22 protein-coding genes and 1 riboswitch are annotated in these 21,646 nt (G+C 46.5%); of the genes, 10 read left to right on the forward strand and 12 right to left on the reverse strand.

The window, feature by feature from the left end:
* Positions 1-21: 21 nt before the first annotated feature.
* From spoT to gmk, 3 genes are all read right to left on the reverse strand, one after another.
* The gene (gene spoT / locus IX91_RS00470; RefSeq protein WP_004746079.1) at positions 22-2,139 is read right to left on the reverse strand and encodes a bifunctional GTP diphosphokinase/guanosine-3',5'-bis pyrophosphate 3'-pyrophosphohydrolase; all 2,118 of its coding nucleotides are present in this window, start codon (positions 2,137-2,139) and stop codon (positions 22-24) included.
* Between the two features lie 42 nt (positions 2,140-2,181).
* Positions 2,182-2,454, reverse strand: coding sequence for a DNA-directed RNA polymerase subunit omega (gene rpoZ, locus IX91_RS00475; RefSeq protein WP_004410883.1), 273 nt, complete (start codon positions 2,452-2,454; stop codon positions 2,182-2,184).
* 96 nt (positions 2,455-2,550) lie between these two features.
* Positions 2,551-3,174, reverse strand: a complete 624-nt coding sequence (gmk, locus tag IX91_RS00480; RefSeq protein WP_004746077.1) for a guanylate kinase — start codon at positions 3,172-3,174, stop codon at positions 2,551-2,553.
* Between the two features lie 295 nt (positions 3,175-3,469).
* A riboswitch (purine riboswitch) is annotated at positions 3,470-3,569 on the forward strand.
* Positions 3,570-3,624: 55 nt separating this feature from the next.
* Here gmk and IX91_RS00485 point away from each other — a divergent pair.
* Together IX91_RS00485 and IX91_RS00490 are read left to right on the forward strand one after the other, a co-directional pair.
* On the forward strand, positions 3,625-4,995 hold the full coding sequence (locus tag IX91_RS00485; RefSeq protein ID WP_038197970.1) for an NCS2 family permease: 1,371 nt from the start codon (positions 3,625-3,627) through the stop codon (positions 4,993-4,995).
* Between the two features lie 39 nt (positions 4,996-5,034).
* On the forward strand, positions 5,035-5,460 hold the full coding sequence (locus IX91_RS00490) for a phosphate-starvation-inducible protein PsiE (RefSeq protein WP_004746074.1): 426 nt from the start codon (positions 5,035-5,037) through the stop codon (positions 5,458-5,460).
* A 62-nt stretch (positions 5,461-5,522) separates the two neighbouring features.
* Here the strand turns inward: IX91_RS00490 and IX91_RS00495 are convergent, their stop codons facing one another.
* Positions 5,523-7,457: an LTA synthase family protein gene (locus tag IX91_RS00495; RefSeq protein WP_236642825.1), complete on the reverse strand. Its 1,935-nt coding sequence runs from the start codon at positions 7,455-7,457 to the stop codon at positions 5,523-5,525.
* A 110-nt stretch (positions 7,458-7,567) separates the two neighbouring features.
* Positions 7,568-8,434, reverse strand: coding sequence for a YicC/YloC family endoribonuclease (locus IX91_RS00500; protein ID WP_004746070.1), 867 nt, complete (start codon positions 8,432-8,434; stop codon positions 7,568-7,570).
* Between the two features lie 169 nt (positions 8,435-8,603).
* On the opposite strand from IX91_RS00500, the gene rph reads away from it, so the two are divergent.
* The gene (gene rph, locus IX91_RS00505) at positions 8,604-9,320 is read left to right on the forward strand and encodes a ribonuclease PH (RefSeq protein WP_004746069.1); all 717 of its coding nucleotides are present in this window, start codon (positions 8,604-8,606) and stop codon (positions 9,318-9,320) included.
* A gap of 229 nt (positions 9,321-9,549) precedes the next feature.
* Complete coding sequence (pyrE, locus tag IX91_RS00510; RefSeq protein WP_004746068.1) at positions 9,550-10,191, forward strand: orotate phosphoribosyltransferase; 642 nt, start codon at positions 9,550-9,552, stop codon at positions 10,189-10,191.
* A 315-nt stretch (positions 10,192-10,506) separates the two neighbouring features.
* Here the strand turns inward: pyrE and lpxM are convergent, their stop codons facing one another.
* The 4 genes from lpxM to coaBC form a co-directional block, all read right to left on the reverse strand.
* Positions 10,507-11,499: a lauroyl-Kdo(2)-lipid IV(A) myristoyltransferase gene (lpxM, locus tag IX91_RS00515; RefSeq protein ID WP_004746067.1), complete on the reverse strand. Its 993-nt coding sequence runs from the start codon at positions 11,497-11,499 to the stop codon at positions 10,507-10,509.
* 15 nt (positions 11,500-11,514) lie between these two features.
* Positions 11,515-12,465 (reverse strand): Kdo(2)-lipid IV(A) acyltransferase, encoded by a 951-nt coding sequence (locus IX91_RS00520; RefSeq protein WP_004749982.1) that lies wholly within the window; start codon positions 12,463-12,465, stop codon positions 11,515-11,517.
* A gap of 5 nt (positions 12,466-12,470) precedes the next feature.
* Positions 12,471-13,061, reverse strand: a complete 591-nt coding sequence (slmA, locus tag IX91_RS00525) for a nucleoid occlusion factor SlmA (RefSeq protein WP_004743839.1) — start codon at positions 13,059-13,061, stop codon at positions 12,471-12,473.
* A gap of 122 nt (positions 13,062-13,183) precedes the next feature.
* The gene (gene coaBC / locus IX91_RS00530; RefSeq protein ID WP_004743838.1) at positions 13,184-14,389 is read right to left on the reverse strand and encodes a bifunctional phosphopantothenoylcysteine decarboxylase/phosphopantothenate--cysteine ligase CoaBC; all 1,206 of its coding nucleotides are present in this window, start codon (positions 14,387-14,389) and stop codon (positions 13,184-13,186) included.
* Between the two features lie 239 nt (positions 14,390-14,628).
* Here coaBC and radC point away from each other — a divergent pair, with 239 nt between their 5' ends.
* The 5 genes from radC to mutM all read left to right on the forward strand — a co-directional run bounded on the left by radC (position 14,629) and on the right by mutM (position 17,952).
* Positions 14,629-15,297 (forward strand): RadC family protein, encoded by a 669-nt coding sequence (gene radC, locus IX91_RS00535; protein ID WP_071881237.1) that lies wholly within the window; start codon positions 14,629-14,631, stop codon positions 15,295-15,297.
* 276 nt (positions 15,298-15,573) lie between these two features.
* A complete protein-coding gene (rpmB, locus tag IX91_RS00540) occupies positions 15,574-15,810 on the forward strand; it encodes a 50S ribosomal protein L28 (RefSeq protein WP_004743834.1) in 237 nt (78 codons plus the stop codon).
* Between the two features lie 13 nt (positions 15,811-15,823).
* Complete coding sequence (gene rpmG, locus IX91_RS00545; RefSeq protein ID WP_004410866.1) at positions 15,824-15,994, forward strand: 50S ribosomal protein L33; 171 nt, start codon at positions 15,824-15,826, stop codon at positions 15,992-15,994.
* A gap of 632 nt (positions 15,995-16,626) precedes the next feature.
* Positions 16,627-17,109 carry a hypothetical protein gene (locus tag IX91_RS00550; protein ID WP_038197593.1) on the forward strand — a complete coding sequence of 161 codons (483 nt, stop codon included), beginning with the start codon at positions 16,627-16,629 and terminating at the stop codon, positions 17,107-17,109.
* 36 nt (positions 17,110-17,145) lie between these two features.
* Complete coding sequence (mutM, locus tag IX91_RS00555) at positions 17,146-17,952, forward strand: bifunctional DNA-formamidopyrimidine glycosylase/DNA-(apurinic or apyrimidinic site) lyase (RefSeq protein ID WP_004742887.1); 807 nt, start codon at positions 17,146-17,148, stop codon at positions 17,950-17,952.
* 152 nt (positions 17,953-18,104) lie between these two features.
* Here the strand turns inward: mutM and coaD are convergent, their stop codons facing one another.
* Positions 18,105-18,599: a pantetheine-phosphate adenylyltransferase gene (gene coaD, locus IX91_RS00560; RefSeq protein WP_004742888.1), complete on the reverse strand. Its 495-nt coding sequence runs from the start codon at positions 18,597-18,599 to the stop codon at positions 18,105-18,107.
* Between the two features lie 106 nt (positions 18,600-18,705).
* On the opposite strand from coaD, the gene IX91_RS00565 reads away from it, so the two are divergent.
* Positions 18,706-19,740, forward strand: coding sequence for a glycosyltransferase family 9 protein (locus IX91_RS00565; RefSeq protein WP_004742889.1), 1,035 nt, complete (start codon positions 18,706-18,708; stop codon positions 19,738-19,740).
* 38 nt (positions 19,741-19,778) lie between these two features.
* Here the strand turns inward: IX91_RS00565 and IX91_RS00570 are convergent, their stop codons facing one another.
* Together IX91_RS00570 and IX91_RS00575 are read right to left on the reverse strand one after the other, a co-directional pair.
* On the reverse strand, positions 19,779-20,564 hold the full coding sequence (locus IX91_RS00570; protein ID WP_004742890.1) for a glycosyltransferase family 2 protein: 786 nt from the start codon (positions 20,562-20,564) through the stop codon (positions 19,779-19,781).
* Entirely contained in the window at positions 20,564-21,640 is a 1,077-nt protein-coding gene (locus IX91_RS00575; protein WP_004742891.1) for a glycosyltransferase family 9 protein, read from the reverse strand. Before IX91_RS00575 ends, IX91_RS00570 begins: the two co-directional genes overlap by 1 nt.
* Positions 21,641-21,646: the final 6 nt, after the last annotated feature.

Below are 21,646 nucleotides of genomic sequence, written 5' to 3' on the forward strand. Positions count from 1 at the left end.
TTAGATATTCAAATCAAACGGTTAGTTCTTGCGGCGACGAACTTTAAGCGTCTGTGGCATAGCTTTAATCTTACGCATAATGCCAGCAAGGTGAACACGATCTTTGGTCGTTAGCAGTACTGTTACTGTGTACAAGCGACCATCACGCTCTTCTGTTGAAAGTCCGTGAATGTTGGAACCCGTCTTTGAAATAACATTGGTCAGCTCTGCGAGCGCACCTTGACGATTTTGTACGTCAACAGTGACTTCGGTGATGAACTCTTTGTCGTAATCATCAGACCATTCCACCGCCATGTACTTATCAGGTTCTTTCTGATAACCGCGTACATTTGGACACATCTCGCGGTGAACAACTAAGCCTCGGCCCGGTGAAACATGAGCGATGATATGGTCGTCTGGGATCGGGTGACAACAGTTGGCGAACGTCAGCAAAATACCTTCCGCACCACGGATCGGTAGTTTCTTCTTACCTTCGTTATTACTCTCAACTTCGGTCAGCTCATCTGCATCGCCTAATAAGCGGCGCGCAATGACGATGCTCATCAGCTCGCCTAGACCAATATCTGCCAGTAGATCGTCGATTGACTCTACTTTTAGGTCGGTCAGAACATGATTGATGTTCTCTTCATCGATATCTGATAGAGAAAGCTCACCTAAGGCATGGTTAAGCAGGCGGCGACCTAAGGTAATCGACTCTTCGCGGCGCATGGTTTTCAGAACCTGACGGATCTTAGTACGCGCACGAGACGTCACCACGTAGTTGAGCCATGCAGCATTTGGACGCGCACCCGGAGCACTGATGATTTCAATCGTCTGACCGTTTTTCAGCGATTTACTCAGTGGATAAGGGTTGCGATCAACACGAGCACCAACACAGGTATTACCGACATCAGTATGTACAGCATAAGCGAAGTCTACTGCGGTAGCACCCACTGGCAGCTCAACAATACGGCCTTTCGGCGTAAAGACGTAAATCTCATCTGGGAACAGATCTGACTTAACGTTTTCGATGAATTCGAATGAGTTCCCCGCGCTTTGTTGTAGCTCAAGCAGGCTTTGCATCCAGCGCTGAGCTTTGACTTGCGCCGTAGTGCCTGTTCGCTCACCGTTGCCTTTGTAAGACCAGTGAGCCGCAACCCCTTTATCCGCCATTTGATCCATATCTTCGGTACGGATCTGAACTTCAACCGGTACACCATGAGGGCCAACCATTGAAGTATGGATAGATTGATAGCCGTTCGCTTTCGGTACTGCGATGTAGTCTTTCATCCGACCAGGACGTGGCTTGTATAGGCTATGCACCTGACCAAGCACGCGATAACAAGTATCGGCATTGTCGACCACGACACGGAAAGCGTAGATATCCATGATGGTATGGAAGCGCTGCTCTTTGGTCTTCATCTTGTTGTAGATGGAGAAGAGGTTTTTCTCACGACCAAAAACACGCGCTTTAAGACCGACTTCTTCAAGGCGACCTTCAATCTCATCATGGATACGTTGAATCATCTCTTTACGGTTACCACGCGCGGCTTTAACTACCTCTTTAAGAACGCGATAACGGTTCGGGTAGAGCGCTTCAAAACCAAGTTCTTCTAGCTCAGTTTTAATGTTGTGGATACCAAGGCGGTGCGCCAATGGAGAATAGATTTCTAAGGTTTCACGAGCGATACGACGCTTCTTGTCTGGACGAAGAGCGCCAAGCGTGCGCATGTTGTGCGTACGGTCAGCAAGCTTAATCAGAATAACGCGGATGTCTTGCACCATGGCAAGAACCATCTTGCGGAAGTTTTCTGCCTGAGCTTCCTTGCGATCGCGAAACTTAAGCTTATCAAGCTTAGAAACGCCATCCACCAGTTCTGCAACGGTATTGCCAAATTGGGCTTCAAGCTCTTCTTTGGTGACTTCAGTATCTTCAATAACGTCGTGAAGTAGGGCTGCTTGCAGGGTTTCAATATCAAGGCGCATTTCAGCCAAGATACGAGCAACAGCAACAGGGTGGATGATATAAGGTTCACCGCTAGAGCGGGTTTGCCCTTCATGGGCATCTTTCGCTACCACATAAGATTGACGCAGAGCCTCAATTTGAGGCTCTGTTAGGTATTCTTGGGCAACGTCTTTTAGGCTATCGAATAGATACAAACTTTAGGCCCGGAAGATAGTTGTAGTGACGAGAAGGTCTAATTAACGGCTGTGAGCAATGCTGCTTACAGCTGCTAGTTCAGCGGCTTCTTGCTCTTGCTGCTCTTGACGCTCACGTGCATCAAGAATCTCTTTAGTGATAAGACCTTCTTCGATTTCGCGTAGAGCGATAACCGTTTGCTTATCATTCTCTTCTGGCACTAGTGAATCTTTGCCACCAGTTTGCATTTGACGAGCGCGGCGTGCCGCAATTAGAACTAGGTCGAAACGGTTGCCAACTTTTTCAACAGCGTCTTGAACAGTTACGCGTGCCATGAGAACTCCAAATTAGTTAACTAAAATTTTGAATGACGAGAAATTATACAGGCTGACAGTTCCTAGTGTCTAGGATCTGTTTGTGTTTCCTGCTATTTACTCAGCTAAAAGCGCATCAAGCATGCCTTTATATTTAGCAGCTTGCTTGTCTTGCTTCAATCTTTCTGCGCGGATGATGGCTTTAAAGTCCATCAGAGCAGTGTCGAAATCATCGTTGATGATCACGTAGTCGTACTCACTGTAGTGTGAGATTTCTGATTTTGCTTCAGCCATACGCTTAGCAATCACTGCATCGCTGTCTTGTCCACGAGCGTTAAGGCGACGCTCTAGCTCACCATTTGAAGGCGGCAGGATAAACAGGCTTTTTGCCAAAGGCATTTGTTCACGGATCTGACGAGCGCCTTGCCAGTCAATATCTAGGAACACATCAATCCCCTTATCGAGGTTTTCTTCAATCCAAACACGAGACGTGCCGTAGTAGTTGCCAAACACTTCGGCATATTCAAGGAATTCACTTTTCTCAATCAGCTCTTCAAAGTGCTCTTTTTGTACGAAGTGGTAATGAACACCATCTTGCTCGCCAGGGCGCATACCGCGAGTGGTATGAGAGACCGACACTTTCATCGCGTAGGTTGGGTTAGTTTCTAGCATGGCTGAAATCAGACTAGATTTTCCAGCACCACTTGGTGCAGATACGATATATAGAGTGCCTTTACCCATAGGTACGATCCCACATTTGGTTTGATAACTGCCGGTAGATAATACCGACATGTTTAAAGATAGCACTGACCACATAGAAACACCGAAGTGGTGAAATTTAGGCCAGAAAAATGGAGGCGAAGAGTAGCATAAATCGCCTATTTAGGACAACTTGCAATAACTGCTTAATTGTCACCGTTTTCACGCGTTGAGAACTAAGGGGATATTCAACATATTTATCGCCCAAAGCAATCGTTTGCTATTTTTGTATATTTAGCAGAGAAAAGCGTTGAGTTTTTATTCGAGATCCTTACAATCCGCGCAAACGATTAAATGCTGTATATGTCTAATAAAACGGATTGGACGTTTCTACCACTGAGCCTACCTTAGTGACTACAGTAGCTTATGCGCCTATCCCTTTTTGCAGCATTGAATCCGTTTACTGTTTACCCTACTTGTAAAGGTTTCATTGTGAGTCTCGAATCAACTCTAAAAGCCCAGAGTCAGTCTGGTGTGCTGAATTCAGTATTTAAAATTACTGAGCGTAAAACAACCTTAGGTACCGAGCTATACGCTGGCTTTATTACCTTTTTGGCAATGAGCTATATTTTGGCGGTTAACCCTGCCATTTTGGGCGGTATTCCTGGGATGGATAAAGGCGCAGTGTTTACAGCAACTGCACTGGCTGCGGCAATCGCGACTTTCATTATGGGTGTTTGGGGTAATTACCCAGTTATGCTTGCGCCAGGCATGAGTATGAATGGTTTCTTTAAAGGGATGCTACTCAGCGGCTCGGTTGCGCTCGTGTGGAACGAAGCCCTATTTGGCATCTTTTTATCAGGTGTGCTTTATCTGCTCCTCTCCCTGACCAATATCCGTAAATCCTTGATAGAGTCGATTCCTAACGATCTGAAGAATGCAATTACGGTATCGCTTGGTCTGTTTATCGCCTTTTTAGGCTTGAAGAACGCGGGCATCATCGTCGAAAACAAGTTTGTTTTGGTCGGTATGGGTAATATTACTGACCCTCAAGTTATCATTGCCTACATCAGTATTTTTATTGCTTTGGGCTGCATGGTTCGTGACATCAAGCTGGCGACCTTTATCTCGTTTGTCAGTGCGATATTACTAACTGTTATCGCTGATATGGTGATGGGAACAAGCAACGCACCAATCCCTGAGCAAATCGTGACGGCACCGCCAAGCATGGCGAGTACGTTCGGTGCTGTGTTTGATTTCTCTGGCCTAACCGCAGACAAGATGTTCGATCTGCTGTTTGTTGTGGTTATCTTCCTGATTGTCGATTTCTTTGATGGCATGAGCACGATAGTAGGTGTTGGCCGTGATGCAGGTATTATCGACAAAGATGGCAAAGTACCTAACGCTCGTTCAGCCCTAGTTGCGGATGCAGGGGGAACTGTGATTGGTTCGGTGCTAGGTACAACCTCGATTACTGCGTTCTCTGAGTCGGGTATTGCTTCGTCTCAAGGTGCGAAAACAGGTCTAGCGGCGGTTGTGGTGTCGGGTTTGTTCCTTGTTTCACTGTTTTTATACCCTCTGTTCTCTATTTTTTCTGCAGCTATGGTTGCTCCGGCTATGGTCGTGGTAGGCATCTACATGATTGGTCGCTTAGGCCAGATTGATTGGGAGAAGAAAGAGTCTCGCATTGCTTCATTCTTTACCATTATGTTCACCGTACTGAGCTTCTCGCCAGCCAATGGTATGGCGATGGGCTTTATCAGCTACGCCTTCACTATGGTTGTTGCTGGTAAGGGTAAGCAGGTTCACCCAGTGATTTACGCTCTGTCTGCTATTTTCTTAGCCTACTTGCTGCTACTTTAATTGTTAGAAGAGTTGGCACATCGACTAAAGGATGAATGTTTGCCAACTCTTTTTCATCTTCCTCGTGATAAACCGTTTCTTAAGATCTTTTATGCTCTAGAGGCTGTGCTCTTGGTGGCGATTACGCTCGCTACTTTGTACGCCATGGTTGAAGAGTTTTTGCATGTGTTTACTGAGAAGCGTGTCCTTCTTACCGATATTCTGCTGATGTTTATCTATCTCGAAGTGCTTGCCATGGTTAAGCAGTTTGTGATGAACGGTAAGATTCCAGTGAGATACCCGATCTATATCGCCATGATGGCTATTGCTCGTTACATCACTCTAGGAATGAAAGAGATGGATGCGACCTTGGTGGTGTGGTTGTCTGTCGCGGCATTGATTCTGGCCGTCGCTACTATGGTGATTCGAGTTGGGCACCATTACTGGCCTTACGTGGATAGAAACACCTTAGAGAAAGATGAGTAGCTATTTAGACTAAAATGCCCCGCGAGTGAAGCGGGGCATTTTGTTTTAGAGGCACTGACGGATTAGTCACTGACAAGTTGGCTGTCGTCTTCAAGCTCTGTAGATGATTGAGGGAAAATAGACGCGAGATGGCGGTAGTCTAGAGTTTTTCCATCAAACAGTAGCTGTTGGGTGAGGTTGTTAAAATCTCTACCTTGCTGGTAAAGAGGCTGCACCCACTCAGCATTACAATCGGTCTTGATTAGGCTGATAGTATTGTCCTCAATGGTAAAGCACTGCTTAAGTTGACCATCCGGTGAGTTAATAGTGACGGCATGGCGATTATCAACCCAATAGAACAAGCTACCATCGGAGAAACTACTGCGATAATACTCTTGCTCTTCTAGCAGCGATTGCCCGGTAAACCAAGGAGCGTAGCCGCCCATCCAGTCTAAGATAGTGACCCCAATATCACGCTGTGAAACCGCAGTATCGATCTGTTTAGTAGGGATGGAGCCATCTGTTGCATAAATAAGGAACGGAATTGAGTTTTTCGCTAGATCCGGTTCAGATACCTTAGCCGTATGGTCAGACATAAGGACAACCAGTGTTGGTTTATCGAAACGCCCCTCAAGTTGAGCAAGGAACTCATGCAAAGCGATATCGGCATGGTTTTGTACACTTGCACGGATCTGCGACATGTTGTCATCACCAAACGGATAACCAAATGACTCAGGTAGGTAAACGCTGTGTGTGGTACCTGTATTGATCATCATAAAGAATGGCTTGTCTGGATTCTCCGCTTGCATTTCATCTAAACGATCGAGCGAGTAACGGTAGATACCACCATCCATGTATCCCCATTCATTCGTCTCATCATCGAAGTCATAGTCCATTTTTCCGTATGACTCAGTAAATCCGAGGGTTTTGGCAAATGCGCCGACAATGCCTTTACCGCTACCTTGAATGAATCGAGTGTCCCAGCCACGATCTTTCAGCATATGAGGCAAGCAGTAGTACTGGTTGTTTTGCAGTTGAGTGCTTGCCACGATTCCGCCATTTGGGTTGGGGAATGAGCACATGCTAGCAAACATGCCTTGTACGGTGCGGTAACCGTCTGCGTACATGGCGTGTGAGGTGAGGGACTTTTCACGTAGAGCGTCGAAGAAAGGGCTAGAGTCAATATCAGAACCGTAGCTCTTCATATCGATAGAGACCCAGCTTTCCAGCAGAACAAAGACAATATTGGCATCTTTGAGGTTGTCGAGTACGGCTGGAGACGCCGTGGTTTGAGCTAACTCTTGGTGTAACTCACTACTAGCTGGTTGAGTGACATTGCTGGCTGATTTCTTTGCGCCTTTAGCGAGATGGTAAGTCACGCTGTAAGGGGCGCTCCAAGCAATAAAGGCGCGGTCATTATCGCCGATATTGTAAGCACTCATTGGAGACTGAGGATGATCCATCCACCCGCCGCGGATAGCCGTTACCGTAAACAGGAGCCATACGATAATGCTTAGAGAGAAACTCAATTTTGTAGAGCGAGTTTGGACGCAGCGAACAAGGTTAGATTTCCAAATCGCAATACTTGTTAGCAGCATTAAAGCGATACCGATTAAGATCAGATGCCAGTGCAAAGAAAACGCGGTTTGAATGAGCTCTAACTCTAAGTCTTTGGAGGTAAACAGCTCAAAGGTGACATGCTTGTTTGCATCTAGGGAGTAGATGGTATCGGACATCGTGGTGCCGATCAGCCAAATAGAGCCGGCGATAACCAGTGCTTTGACAAGTCGGCTGCCATTGATTTTGGTGTAGTGCAGGATAAGTGCTGCGATGATAATCGGAGCCGCGAGTGCAGCCCCAGCTGTCGCATCGAATCTCAAACCATATAAAAGGCTATAAACTCCGTCAGAGGAAAGAAGTGGGATGTTTGAGCTTGAAGCAATACTAAGGAAAATGACCTTAGATGTGAAAGCAATGCCAATCAAGGGCAAAATAATTCGTAGTATGGTACTGAGCATAGTTCTATTTATCGTGGTGGTGGTTTCGGCTTTACAAACCTCGTTGAGCTAAAGAGCTCCTAGTGAAAATGTTCGACTAGGAGCAATGTACGCGATTTATTCAATTACGTTTATTCAATGTTTTGGATCTGCTCGCGCATCTGTTCAATAAGCACTTTCAGCTCAACACCCGACGCAGTGATATCTGTGCTTATTGATTTAGAGGCAAGCGTGTTTGACTCACGGTTGAACTCTTGCATCATGAAGTCTAGACGGCGGCCACAAGCACCACCTTTCTTAAGAATGTTAGTTGCTTCTTTTACGTGCGAGTCTAAGCGGTCTAGCTCTTCTGCGACGTCAGATTTTTGCGCTAGAAGGATCAGCTCTTGCTCAACGCGTGATGAATCAAGCTCAATTTTCGCTTCTTCAAACTTCGAGAACAGACGCTCACGTTGCCACTCCAAAATTTCAGGCATACGTGCACGTACTTTAACCACTTCGTCAGTGATCGCATCTAAGCGCTGGACGATTAGTGCCTTCATGTTCTCGCCTTCACGGCCACGCGCTTCAATAAATTCGCTCACAGCGTCATCAAATGCACCTAGCAGATCTTTGTTTACCGCATCCATATCTTGCTCAGAGGTTTCCATAACACCCGGCCAGTTCATGACTTGGAATGGGTTTAGACGGCTTTCTTCGCCCGTCATCTGCATTACTTGGTTAGCGGCGTTGATCACTTGCTGTGCTAGATTTTCGTTGATGCTTAACTCGCCTTTCGCCGCTGGGTTAGCTTCAAAGCGCAGTGCACATTCCACTTTGCCGCGCGCAAGACGTTTACGAAAACGCTCGCGTAGCACGGGCTCTAGGCCACGGAACTGCTCTGGTAAGCGGAAGTAGGTTTCAAGGTAGCGTTGGTTTACGCTACGGATTTCCCACACGGCTGTGCCCCAATCACCTTTGACTTCTTTACGAGCGTAGGCTGTCATACTGTAGATCATCGAATTTTCCTGTATATCATCTTTGAAAATAACGCGAGGCAATAGTAGCACAAAGGTTGGCCAAAGGAGGATAGTTTGACATCGCAATCCAAATAGCTTTGTTTGCCAAACTTCGCTATAATCCTGCTCCAACCAAATTCGTCTCCCCCTTCATATAAGGTAGATGCCCATGCGTCCAAACGATCGCAAGGCGGATCAAGTTCGCCCAATCAAAATTACTCGTAACTACACTGCGTATGCAGAAGGCTCTGTGCTTGTTGAATTCGGCAACACGAAAGTGCTGTGTAATGCGACCGTTGAAGAAAACGTACCACGTTGGCTAAAAGGTCAAGGTAAAGGCTGGGTAACGGCTGAGTACGGCATGCTACCGCGTTCGACTCACTCGCGTATGCGTCGTGAAGCAGCGAGCGGCAAACAAGGTGGTCGTACGATGGAAATTCAGCGTCTGATTGCTCGTAGTTTACGTGCTGTTGTTGATCTAGAAGCAATGGGCGAAATCATGGTGACCGTTGACTGTGACGTGATTCAGGCAGACGGCGGTACACGCACGGCATCTATTTCGGGTGCAAGCGTAGCGATGGCGGATGCCTTCCAACACCTAGTAGAGAAAGGCAAGCTAAAAGCGAATCCTATGAAAAGTCACGTAGCGGCGGTTTCTGTGGGCATTCTAGGTGAAGATATTCTGTGTGACCTTGAGTACACAGAAGATTCAGCAGCTGATACCGATATGAATGTTGTGATGACGGAAGATGGTCGCATGATCGAAGTTCAAGGAACGGCAGAGGGCGAACCCTTCACTCACGCTGAGCTGATGAAGTTACTGGAGTCGGCGACTAAAGGTATTACCGAAATTGTAGCGGCGCAGAAAGCGGCGTTAGAAAATTGATTTAGATAGCTCCCAATTGGGAGCTATTTTTTTGTTTTCTTCTTAGATAACTTAACAGCGTTGTTAGCTTCAACTTTTCACTCCATCACATAGCGCACTATGCTCAGGAGCTGAAAAGTTTCGCTGCCTAGCTGTAAAGCTATCTACTTTGAAAACACTCTTAATAAATTGAGTTATCTTTTCTAGGGACTAGAGGCTAGGAACTAGAAACTTATAAACGGAGAAAGTAATGAAAGCATACCAGCGTGAATTTATTGAGTTTGCACTAGAGAAAGAAGTCCTAAAATTTGGCGAGTTTACTTTAAAGTCTGGCCGTAAGAGCCCGTACTTCTTTAACGCTGGTCTTTTCAATACAGGCCGTGACTTGGCTCGCTTAGGTCGTTTTTATGCTGCGGCACTGGCTGATTCAGGCATTGAATTTGACGTGCTATTTGGCCCAGCTTACAAGGGCATCCCAATTGCAACGACGACAGCAGTAGCGCTAGCGGATCATCATGACATTGATACGCCTTACTGCTTTAACCGTAAAGAAGCGAAAGACCATGGTGAAGGCGGTAATCTTGTCGGTAGCGCGCTAGAAGGTCGTATCATGCTGGTGGATGATGTAATTACCGCGGGCACGGCTATTCGTGAATCAATGGAAATCATTAAAGCCAATGGCGCGGATCTAGCGGGTGTTTTGGTTGCTATCGACCGCCAAGAGAAAGGTAAAGGTGAATTGTCAGCGATTCAAGAAGTTGAGCGCGACTTTGATTGTGCAATCATCTCAATTGTTAGCCTGACTGACCTAGTGACTTTCTTAGAAGAGAAAGGTACTGACGCCGAGCATCTAGAAGCGGTGAAGGCTTACCGTGCTGAGTACGGCATCTAAGACCGGATTTCGTCCGTTAGAACGCTTTGCTCGAATCGGGAACGTGCTTTGCTCTTCGAGAAGTTAACTGTCATTCCATAGAGTGACGAAGGAGCGAGTAGGGAATCTCATTAAGAGTTCGATTTGCTTCAAGAGATCCCCAACTCACTCGTTCCTCGTTCTTGAGGATGACGGGATTAACCTATTGAAATGAAGGGTTGACGCTTTCACGTCAACCCTTCATTTTTGAAGCTCTCCAGCTCTCCAGCTCTCCAGCTCTCCAGCTCTCCAGCTCTCCAGCTCTCCAGCTCTCCAGCTCTCCAGCTCTCCAGCTCTCTAGCTCTCTATATCATCCCGATCACCGTGGTGTGAGTTATCGTAAATCTCACGACCATCGCGTTGGGTTTTCAGCAGCGAAAGGTTCCACATATATTGCTCTGGATGTGGACGGACTAAATCCTCAATCGCTTGGTTCATCGCGCGAGCATCGGTCTCTTCATCGCCTGTTGGGAAGTTTTCAAGCGCAGGCAAGATATGCACTTCATACTTACCGGTTTTATCGTTGTAGGCAGGCAGAACAGGGACGACTTTCGCTTTAGATAGACGAGCCATTTTACCAAAACCTTTGAGCGTGGCTTTCTCTGTACCAAAGAAAGGAACAAACACTGAGTTGGCAGGGCCAAAGTCTTCGTCTGGTAACCAATAACCCAGATAACCGTCCTTAATTGAGCGCACAAAAGGTTTCACCCCTGCTTCACGAGCAAAGATACGGCCACCATACTGCATGCGCTGAACCTGCATTAGCCAGTCACCAATTGGATTGCGCTGTGGCTTCATAATGGTGGTGACTTTATAACCTTTCGCGGCAAGCATAACCGCAGGGTAGTCAACCGCCCACGCATGAGGCGCTAGGATGATGACGTTCTCACCAGCATCTAGCAGCGGTAAGATGTTTTCCTCACCGATCATCACGCCACGGCTTTGGTTGTGTTTGGTTGAGCGCACTAAAAATTCAGAGTAACCCAACAGGTATTGCGCAGCCTTGACGAAAGTCTCTTCAAGGATCTCTTGACGTTCTTGCTCAGACTTTTCAGGGAAACAGTATCTTAGGTTGACGCGAGCCCGTCGCACCACACGACCATTTTTGCGCACGGCAAAGACGGATAACTTGCGTGCAAGCGCATCACGCCAGCGATATGGAATAAAAGCAAATAACCCAGCAAACAAGATACCTAACCAAGTGCCCCAATGTTTAGGGTGGAGGAAAGACCACTCAAAAGTTGGGTTGTGCAGGTGTTTGTCTATGCTGTTTTTTTCATTGGTGCTCATTCAGCAGGGCCTATTCTATTGATAACGAGAGTTGGTTAGCGTTTCATCTGGCTGCGATTTGAAGCGTTTGTGTAGCCACATCCACTGCTCTGGAGCACGCATAATAATCTCTTCGACAAATTTATTCATATATGCCGCAGCGGCGGTTTCATCTTTTTTCGGGTAGTCAGGCTCAATATTCTTATCAGCGATAATTTCGTACTTACCTTGGCTGTTTCTAAAGCCAGAGCCCGGGATAATGGCACACTTACTGGTGTAGGCAAGAATGCTCGTCCCTGTTGTGGTGCAGGCCTCTTCAACGGCAAAGAATGGCACAAACACGGATTTGTTATGACCGTAATCTTGATCTGGCAGATAGAAAAGGCGATGTCCCTGACGCAACACGCGAATCATCTGCTTAAGGTCGGTACGGTAGATAAGTTTGTTGCCATTACGTGTGCGACCACGATATTGAATGAATTCATAGGCTGGGTTGCTATGCGGGCGGTAAGCGCCATAGCCTTGTAAACCCAATACTCCAAAGGCTCGTGCGGTGATCTCAAGGTTGAGGGCATGAACACAACAAAGCAAGACACCTTTGCCTTCTTTACCTAAGCGCTTGAGCTCTTCAACGTCTTTAGTCTGTAAAATACGTTTAAAGCGCCACGTCGGCCAAAACCAGGTAATCCCTGTTTCAATTAAGGCCATACCGGTATTTTTGAAGTTTTCTGCAACGCTTTTGTCGATCTCACTTTGTGACATGTCTGGAAAAGCGAGTTCGAAGTTTCTTCTCGCGACATGTACACGGGATTTGCCAAAGCGCATCCCTAAACGACCTATGCTTTGCCCCAAACGCAGTAATAGCGGGTAAGGGAGAACATTAACAATCAATGCGAGCAGTCCAAAGCCGAGCCAAACTCCCCAGTTTCTCGGGTGTAGTAAGGAAAGGGTAAATGGAGGCGGTTGATTGTATTTATCTTTACTCATAGTGTTTACTTAATTTGTGCGCTTAACAGTGCCCAGTATTCTTCAAAGTTTGCAGTCGGTTGGTATTTAAAATCAGAGCGAACGAATCGGTTTAAGCTTCCTTCTACCTGACCAAGCAGTTGGGCGGCTAATACTTTCTCATCAACAGGAAATGCTTTTCCTTCACGCAGCATACGCTCACGCAGGATCTGACGGATAGAGGTTTCAATACGCTCAAATAGTTGATTGATACGGTCGCGCAAGCGTTCATTTTCAAACATTAGTGCGTGACCAGACAAAATACGGCTCAGACCTGGATTACGCTCAGCAAAGGCTAGAATCAATTGCAGTACGAGTCGAATTCGAGTCAGAGTGTCTTTCTCTTCATCCAGAATACGGTTGATGCGCGACATTAGAGACTCTTCGATAAACTCGATTAAGCCTTCGAACATGCGCGCTTTACTTGGAAAGTGTCTATACAGCGCGGCTTCTGAAACGCCAACTTGCTTAGCGAGTTTTGCGGTTGTAATGCGTGAAGCGCCTTCGTTGGACTCCAGCATTTCAGCCAATGCTTGCAAAATTTCATCTCGGCGGTTGGTTTTTCTTGTTCCGGCCATGAACCTTTTTCCTTATTGTTACCATTCTGAATAAAGCTTTGAGCAAAAAAGCTCAAAGCCAACAACTTATGACGATTCCATTTATCGCGAAGGTTTGTTCTTCTTGAGAATAAATATGAGCTTTACGCTTCTAGTTTTTTCGCGATTGTCGTGATGATTTGCGAGGCAATTTGTTGCTTCGACGCAAGGGTAAGTGATTGCTTACCATCTTTCCAGTATACGGTGATTGCGTTGTCGTTGCTATTGAAGCCTTGTCCTTCGACAGAGACATCGTTAGCACAAATCATATCAAGATTCTTCTTGCTGAGCTTTGTACGAGCGTAGTGTTCTACGTCTTGAGTTTCGGCAGCAAACCCAACAGTAAATGGTCGAGATTCACTGAGAGCAGCGACAGAAGCGATAATATCGGGATTTTTCACCATAGTGATGGTCATTTGATCGCTATCATCGGTCTTTTTGATTTTTTGCTCGGCGATGGATTCAGGGCGATAGTCAGCAACCGCGGCACAGCCGATAAAGATGTCATGAGTTTTTGCTTGCTCTATCGCAGCGTTATACATGCTTTGCGCACTGTCGACATCAATACGCTCTACACCTGCTGGTGTCGTTAGGGATACTGGGCCAGAAACGAGTGTTACTTTTGCTCCCTGTGCCACTGCAGCTTGCGCCAATGCAAAGCCCATTTTTCCAGAACTGTGGTTAGAGATGTAGCGCACTGGATCGATCGCTTCACGGGTTGGGCCTGCCGTAATCACCACGGATTTGCCTTTCAGTGGCTTATCAGCAAAAAACTGTTCACAACGCTCGACGAGCTGCATTGGTTCTAACATGCGCCCAGGGCCCACATCCCCACACGCTTGTTCGCCTGCCGCAGGGCCCCAAACATGCATACCACGACGCGCTAGGGTAGAGATATTCTCTTGGGTGGCGATATTGCGATACATCTGCTGATTCATCGCTGGCGAGATGGCAATGGGTGAGTCGGTGGCAAGCACTAATGTCGTGAGCAAATCGTTACCCATACCTGCGCTCATGCGGGCAATTAAATCCGCGGTTGCCGGTGCAAGTAGGACAAGATCAGCCCACTTGGCAAGCTCGATATGCCCCATAGAGGCTTCTGCAGCAGGATCGAGTAGGCTATCAGAGACAGGTCTGCCAGAGACGGCCTGCATGGTAAGTGGGGTAATAAATTCTTTAGCTGCTTTGGTCATAACCACTTGAACCTGCGCGCCACGTTCAATAAGGCGGCGAGTCAGTTCAGCACATTTGTAAGCAGCGATACCACCACTAATACCTAATAGGATCTTTTTACCTGCGAATGTTTGCATGATGATCTTCCTTAAAATTTCTGCCCGTAAGATACCACGGCTGATATTTACGTGCCTAGGGTCGCTATCTGAGTTATTAAATTTGAAAGTTGATTTGGTGCAAAGTTTGCCACACCTCTATAGCTACAGTGTTTCAAGCTCTGCGCTTAGTTAATCGCACTGTCTCTTGCTCGGTTTTATCTATGATGCCTTCTTTAATTACTCTAACTTTTGCTGAGTTCACTACTGATGGGATATAGATGAACGCTTTACCAAAAGAATCCATGCCTAGAGAAAAGCTGCTATCACATGGCCCGCAATCGCTAACGGACGCCGAGCTGCTGGCGATATTTTTAAGAACGGGTACTCAAGGAATGAATGTTCTGGCTCTATCAGACCATTTGATTAAGGAATTTGGCTCACTCAGAGCGCTTTTTTCTGCTGACTTAGACCATTTTTGTCGCCATAAAGGGCTCGGTGTCGCTAAATATGTTCAACTGCAAGCGGTACTAGAAATGACCCAACGCTACTTAGCTGAGACGCTAAAGCGTGGTGATGCCTTAACCAGCCCTGAACAAACGAAACTCTATCTATCTGGACTACTCAGAGATAAGCAGAGAGAAGAATTCTTTGTGCTCTTTTTAGACAATCAACATCGGGTTATATGTGGAGAGCCTCTGTTTCAAGGAACGATAGATGCTGCCTCTGTGTACCCAAGAGAAGTCGTTAAGCGCGCTTTAGAGCACAATTCAGCGGCTCTGATTTTGGCCCATAATCACCCGTCAGGTGTTGCAGAGCCTAGCCAAAGCGATCGACGAATAACCCGCCGAATCAGTGATGCGTTAGCGCTGGTGGACATCCGCGTACTAGACCACTTTGTGGTTGGCGATGGAGAGATTGTTTCCTTTGCGGAGCGCGGTTGGATTTAAATCACATTTTTAGTTGTGAGTTCGCTGATTTCTGCTACAATCCCCCGACATTTTTTAGCACATAAATCAGCTCTGCCTAAAAAAGATCACGAAAACCTGTAAAAAGGATCTGTTCGGGTCTTGAGCAATGCTACTCAAGTTAGTATAATGCGCGACCTTTGATAGCCTTGTATGGGTTTCCATAGCGGTATAAGACCTCAAACTTCTAATTTAGAAACTGAGAGGTTCGGCCACCAAGGTTGATATCGAGCTGAAACGATTTTGGAGAAGACATTCATGTCACGAGTATGCCAAGTAACTGGTAAGCGTCCAGTAACGGGTAACAACCGTTCACACGCACGCAATGCTACTAAGCGTCGTTTTCTGCCGAACCTACAAACTCATCGTTTCTGGGTAGAGAGCGAAAAACGTTTTGTTAAACTACGTCTATCTGCTAAAGGTATGCGTATCATCGATAAGAAAGGCATTGATGCTGTTCTTGTTGATATCCGTGCAAACGGCGTAAACGTTTAAGAGGAAATAGACAATGGCAAAGAAAGGCGTACGTGAGAAAATCCGTCTAGTATCTTCTGCAGGTACTGGTCACTTCTACACGACTGATAAGAACAAGCGTAACATGCCAGGCAAATTTGAGATCAAAAAGTTTGATCCAGTAGTTCGCCAGCACGTTATGTACAAAGAAGCTAAAATCAAGTAATTGATTCTTCTTTGAACTTCCTTCGGGAAGCGTGAATTGAAACCCAATCATAGTAATATGGTTGGGTTTTTTATTGCGTAGAGAACGGGAACGCTGCGCTTATGGAAAACGGGATCGGGCTTCGCCCTGCGAGAAATCTAGACTTGACACCTTAACCATGCTCAAGCAACGTTAGCTCTCCAGCTCTCCAGCTCTCCAGCTCTCCAGCTCTCCAGCTCTCCAGCTCTCCAGCTCTCCAGCTCTCCAGCTCTCCAGCTCTCCAGCTCTCCAGCTCTCCAGCTCTCCAGCTCTCCAGCTCTCCAGCTCTCCAGCTCTCCAGCTCTCCCAGCTCTCCAGCTCTCCAGCTCTCCAGCTCTCCAGCTCTCCAGCTCTCCAGCTCTCCAGCTCTCCAGCTCTCCAGCTCTCCAGCTCTCCAGCTCTCCAGCTCTCCAGCTCTCCAGCTCTCCAGCTCTCCAGCTCTCCAGCTCTCCAGCTCTCCAGCTCTCCAGCTCTCCAGCTCTCCAGCTCTCCAGCTCTCCAGCTCTCCAGCTCTCCAGCTCTCCAGCTCTCCAGTTCTCCAGTTCTCCAGCTCTCGCCTAACTACCTCTTTTCTGCTACTTTTGAGTCAGTTAAAAGCAGAGAAGTCAGACACTATGCGAGTTTCCCCTTCACGTCGTAGACGTTGGAACAACATCCTTATGTTAGGCATCATTGCGTTTATCGCTTTGCTTAACCTTCCTACTTTGATCAAAACCTATCTACTTGAGCCGACGGTGGTTGAAAGCCCTTATCCGTATTTGTTAAACCCTCAGGCTGAGTTACAGGCATTACATTTTTCTGATTGGTCATTGGAGAAAAACCAAGGACGTTGGCGTAGTACCGTCCATACCGCCATTCCTGAACAGGAGCTTGCCCAGCGTTGGATTGATTTGGTGGGCACTGAAGTATCTCAAGATAACTTCGATAGCTTAAAGCCTCAGCTTAGTCGCCCCAGCTCAATTGAAGCATGGTATTTAGATCAGGAAGAGCCACAAAGGATCACTTATTACCAAACCCCACAATTTTGGTTACTGAAAAACTGGCAAGACAAGTGGATAGCCATTTCGGTTGAACCTCGCTATCTTATGCCTGAGTAAATCCACACTTTGTGTAGTATGCGATAGGAATAATTGATGCCTGAATTACCTGAAGTTGAAGTAAGCCGAATGGGGATCTCGCCTCACCTAATTGGTCAAACGGTGGCTAAACTGACATTTCGTACCCCTAAGCTGCGTTGGGACATACCAGCAGAGCTGAAAAAAATGGAAGGGCAGGTCATTCGAGGGATTACTCGCAGAGCCAAGTATTTATTGATCGAAACCGATGCAGGTAGCGCGATTGTCCATCTTGGGATGTCTGGCTCACTAAGAGTGCTAGACGCTGAGATCTCACCGGCTAAACATGATCATGTTGATCTGAAGTTAGCTAACGGGAAGGTGCTGCGCTATAACGATCCAAGACGATTTGGCGCTTGGCTATGGACAGAAGATGGTACTCATGCAGCACTAGGTAGTATGGGGCCTGAGCCGCTAACCCCTGAATTCAATGCCGATTATATTGCTGAAAAGGCCGCGAATAAGCGCGTTGCGGTGAAGCAATTTATTATGGATAACAAAGTCGTGGTTGGCGTAGGCAACATCTACGCTAATGAGTCGCTATTTAGTTCCGGTATCCATCCCACACGACCTGCCGGAAAGCTAACGGCGAAAGAGTGGGAATTATTAGTCAAAGAGATTAAACGAGTACTGAATACTGCAATCAAACAAGGTGGAACGACGCTAAAAGATTTCGCTCAAGCTGATGGAAAGCCAGGTTACTTTGCACAAGAACTGCAAGTTTATGGCAAATCAGGCGAGCCCTGCCCAACCTGTGGCGAACTTATCGAAGAGCAGAAGATCGGTCAGCGCAATACGTTTTTTTGTAATAGTTGTCAGAAATAGAGAGCGGAGCGGACTACGTCCTTCGGGAACGGGCTTCGCCCTTCTGGAAAACTAGAGTTGACTCTTCAACTACAGCGGAGCAACTTCAGTTATCCAGTTATCCAGTTATCCAGTTATCCAGTTATCCAGTTATCCAGTTATCCAGTTATCCATTAAACATGCGCTTTGGTTTTTAGCGCTTCTGCCACCACTTTTGGTACGAAGTTGGTCACGTCACCACCGTGAATGGCCACCTCGCGAACTATGGTTGAAGAGATGAAAGCATGCTCTTCGGCTGGGGTTAAGAATACACTCTCTAGTCCTGGCATAAGGCGGCGATACATATTTGTTAGACCAAATTCGTATTCGAAGTCGACAGTGGTACGCAGACCGCGAATCAAGACATTAGCTTGCTCTTGCTTGGCAAAATCGACCATAAGGCCTGAAAATCCCTTAGAGCTGACGTTGTCTAGGTGCTTTGTGACTTGTTGAGCGAATTGAACACGCTCATCCAAGGTAAACATAGTATTTTTACTCGGGCTGGCTGCAACGGCGATGATGACTTCATCAAACATATCTGCGGCACGCTCAATCAAGTCTAGATGTCCGTTAGTAATAGGATCAAATGTTCCCGGATAGATGACTCGGGATAGGCGTTTTTGGCTCACTTTGCGCGTCTCTAATTTTTCCATCTCCTTCAATGTTAACAAAAAGGCTCACAATTACCCACTGAAGCCGTTATCATTGGAACAAAAGATAGATGTGGATTGAGTGATGAAAAAAATACTGGTAGTGAGAAACGACAAAATCGGCGACTTTATGTTGGCATGGCCGAGCTTTGCCATGCTTAAAGCCTCGCTACCAGATTGTCAGGTTACAGCTCTGGTGCCTAAATATACGGTTGCGCTTGCTAAGCTATGCCCGTGGATTGACCATGTGCTTGTCGACCCGACAAAGAATGCTTCAAAACAAGCTCAGAAAGATCTGATTGAGCAGATTCGTCACGAGCAGTTTGATGCTTCGATTAACTTGTTCTCTACTACTTATAACGCCAAGTTAGTTTGGAAGGGCAAGATTCCTTATCGCTTAGCTCCCGCAACTAAGCTCGCGCAGATCTTTTATAATAAGCGCATTAAGCAAAAACGTTCACAATCGGCTAAGCCAGAGTTTGAATACAACCTAGATCTTATTCGCGCCTTTTTAAGTGATATTGGTAAGCCTATCGTTGAACCTTCAGCCCCTTACTTATCATTTAGCTCGCAGCAGTTAGAGCAGCAAAAAAACAAGCTAGCGCAACAACTCGAATTAGATATAAACCAGCCTTGGGTCTATGTCCATGCGGGTAGTGGTGGCTCTGCAAATAATCTTTCTTTAGAGCAATACACACAGCTTGTCAGCGATTTAGCGGGTGAATTTGAAGTGGTTTTAACCGCTGGGCCAGGTGAAGAACAAAAAGCGGCTGAGTTACAAAAACTGATGGCAGAGCGTGGCCGAAGTGCTGTGCTTTACGATAAGAATGATGGCTTAGTTGACTTCTCTTGCTCGATTGCTTGTGCCGATATGTTTATCGCAGGCTCAACTGGGCCGTTACATATTGCGGCGGCGATCGATGTGCCAACCGTTGGTTTCTTCCCAAGTAAACGTTCTGCCACGCCACTACGTTGGCGACCGATTAACTCAGAAGGGAATCATATCGCTTTTTGCCCACCACAAGCTGAAGATAAAGCAAGCCAGGAAGATATGGCGCGTATTGATGTCGAAAAGGTGTTGGAAGAGTTACAGCCTTGGGCTAATGCTAAATTAGCATAGAAAAGGCGACCTTATCGGTCGCCTTACAATTCAAGCGTTCAAAATTTTTCAGGCATCTTGTCGGTTTCTGTTCGAATCCATAAATCCGCATATTTGACAAAGGTAGAATGCGCAGAGAGTAGTGACAGCAGGAAGCCCTGTTTACCATCTAAAAAGCCGGCCTTAACGACATACATTTTCAAAAAGCAGCCTAATGCATGAAGGATACCTTGTGAGATACTGCTCTTTTTACCCTTTTTCTCTCGCTGCTCTGCCCACGCTTTCGCATAGCTTGCTGATTTAACTAAGTAATGGTTCATATCATTGTAAGTAAAGTGAATCAGGTCACCAGTAAGGTTTTCAACCTTCATCTCCCCAGTTACTTCGACTTTCTCGTGCACCAAGGCGTCATTGTACTGAGTCAGTTTCGTTGGATATAAGCGCAGAACGCGGTCTGGGTACCAGCCACAATGACGAATATAACGACCAAACACCCAACTTAAGCGCGCGGTTTGATAGATGGTTGAAGGCTCATTATTAGCAACCGCCGCTAAAATGCTCTCTTTCAGTTCAGGCGTGACACGCTCATCAGCATCGAGCCACAGAATATAATCTGACTCAACATAAGACTGCGCGATACGACGTTGGGGCCCAAACCCTGGCCACTCTTGATTGACGAAAAACTTGTCGGTAAAGGTTCGTGCCACTTGTTCGGTGTTGTCTGTACTTCCAGAGTCGAGGACGACAATTTCATCAACCCAGTCATGGACGGTTTCCAAGCAAGCTTTAAGATGCTGCGCTTCGTTTTTAACGATTAAGGCAACGGCAATGGTTGGTTTACTCACTAGGATACCTCTGGAGTGGATGATGGTAGGTTTAAATCAGAGACCACTTTATCAAACATGGTGATAACTTGCTGAGCCTTAATGCGTTGCATCGCGTTTTTGTCTTTCACTCGTGCGCGCCAACTCAGCTCTTTTGATGTTTTGCCTGTCTCCGCTTGAATCGCTTCTTCATAGGCCGACACAACATAGTGGCGATACTGATAAGGCCCCGTTCGCTCTGGGTTATGATGAGCATATAGGCCAATAATAGGAGTGTTGACAGCATTTGCCATATGGGCTGGGCCTGTATCCGGTGCAACAACGAGATTGGCTTTATCTAATAGCGCTAACATCTCTTTGAGAGAACTTTTGCCAACCAAGTTGTTCACTACAACATCAATTAAATTCTCGATTTTCGCGGCAAGATCTAGCTCTACCTGAGCAGGACTCCCAGCTAAAATAATACTCCAGCCTGCTTGGTGAGCATGTTGAATCAGTTTGGCATAACCTTCTGCTGTCCAGTTTTTATAGGCTTTACTCGCTGCCGGAACAATCACAAGGTTCGGCTTGGTCGCGTCAAGTTGAGCGGTTGCCCAAGCTAAATCATTCGCAGAGTAGTCAATCCGCCATTTCGGTGACATATCTTGCACACCGAGCGTTTCACCAAAGGCAAGTAGCCCATCGAGAACATGCATGGTTTGCGGGGAAGGGACTTTGACATTGGTAAACAAGTTTTGAAAGTCTTGGCTACGCGTGGCATCAAATCCGAGTTTGTACTTCGCCTTTATTCCTAAAGTTGCAATGCTGGCTCTAAACGCGTATTGCATATGCAGGAGAGCGTCGAACCGATAATCTTTTAGCTCGCGCCACAGTGATTTATAGCCTGACCAGCCATCTTTTTTATCAAACACCACTACTGTGATGTTGTCTAAATCTTCAATTAGCTTTGCTTCCAGTTTGCCTGTTACCCAGACGACTTCAGTCTCAGGCCATTGGCGCTGTATCGCTTGTACAGCCGCAACGGTATTACAGACGTCACCAATCGCAGACAAGCGCAGTATGCAGAGAGATTTAGGAGCAGAGGAAAAAAGTGGCATAGTGAT

The sequence above is a fragment of the Vibrio tubiashii ATCC 19109 genome, from assembly GCF_000772105.1.
Taxonomy (GTDB): Bacteria; Pseudomonadota; Gammaproteobacteria; order Enterobacterales; family Vibrionaceae; genus Vibrio; species Vibrio tubiashii.

Coding starts and splice junctions, on each gene's coding strand:
- rpoZ (WP_004410883.1), bottom strand. CDS start 2,454: ATGGCACGCGTAACTGTTCAAGACGCTGTTGAAAAAGTTGGCAACCGT.
- IX91_RS00495 (WP_236642825.1), bottom strand. CDS start 7,457: ATGCTCAGTACCATACTACGAATTATTTTGCCCTTGATTGGCATTGCT.
- coaBC (WP_004743838.1), bottom strand. CDS start 14,389: ATGCAAACATTCGCAGGTAAAAAGATCCTATTAGGTATTAGTGGTGGT.
- IX91_RS00500 (WP_004746070.1), bottom strand. CDS start 8,434: ATGATCTACAGTATGACAGCCTACGCTCGTAAAGAAGTCAAAGGTGAT.
- lpxM (WP_004746067.1), bottom strand. CDS start 11,499: ATGAGCACCAATGAAAAAAACAGCATAGACAAACACCTGCACAACCCA.
- IX91_RS00575 (WP_004742891.1), bottom strand. CDS start 21,640: ATGCCACTTTTTTCCTCTGCTCCTAAATCTCTCTGCATACTGCGCTTG.
- IX91_RS00550 (WP_038197593.1), top strand. CDS start 16,627: ATGCGAGTTTCCCCTTCACGTCGTAGACGTTGGAACAACATCCTTATG.
- rpmG (WP_004410866.1), top strand. CDS start 15,824: ATGGCAAAGAAAGGCGTACGTGAGAAAATCCGTCTAGTATCTTCTGCA.
- slmA (WP_004743839.1), bottom strand. CDS start 13,061: ATGGCCGGAACAAGAAAAACCAACCGCCGAGATGAAATTTTGCAAGCA.
- gmk (WP_004746077.1), bottom strand. CDS start 3,174: ATGGGTAAAGGCACTCTATATATCGTATCTGCACCAAGTGGTGCTGGA.
- radC (WP_071881237.1), top strand. CDS start 14,629: ATGAACGCTTTACCAAAAGAATCCATGCCTAGAGAAAAGCTGCTATCA.
- mutM (WP_004742887.1), top strand. CDS start 17,146: ATGCCTGAATTACCTGAAGTTGAAGTAAGCCGAATGGGGATCTCGCCT.
- pyrE (WP_004746068.1), top strand. CDS start 9,550: ATGAAAGCATACCAGCGTGAATTTATTGAGTTTGCACTAGAGAAAGAA.
- IX91_RS00520 (WP_004749982.1), bottom strand. CDS start 12,465: ATGAGTAAAGATAAATACAATCAACCGCCTCCATTTACCCTTTCCTTA.
- rpmB (WP_004743834.1), top strand. CDS start 15,574: ATGTCACGAGTATGCCAAGTAACTGGTAAGCGTCCAGTAACGGGTAAC.
- IX91_RS00565 (WP_004742889.1), top strand. CDS start 18,706: ATGAAAAAAATACTGGTAGTGAGAAACGACAAAATCGGCGACTTTATG.
- rph (WP_004746069.1), top strand. CDS start 8,604: ATGCGTCCAAACGATCGCAAGGCGGATCAAGTTCGCCCAATCAAAATT.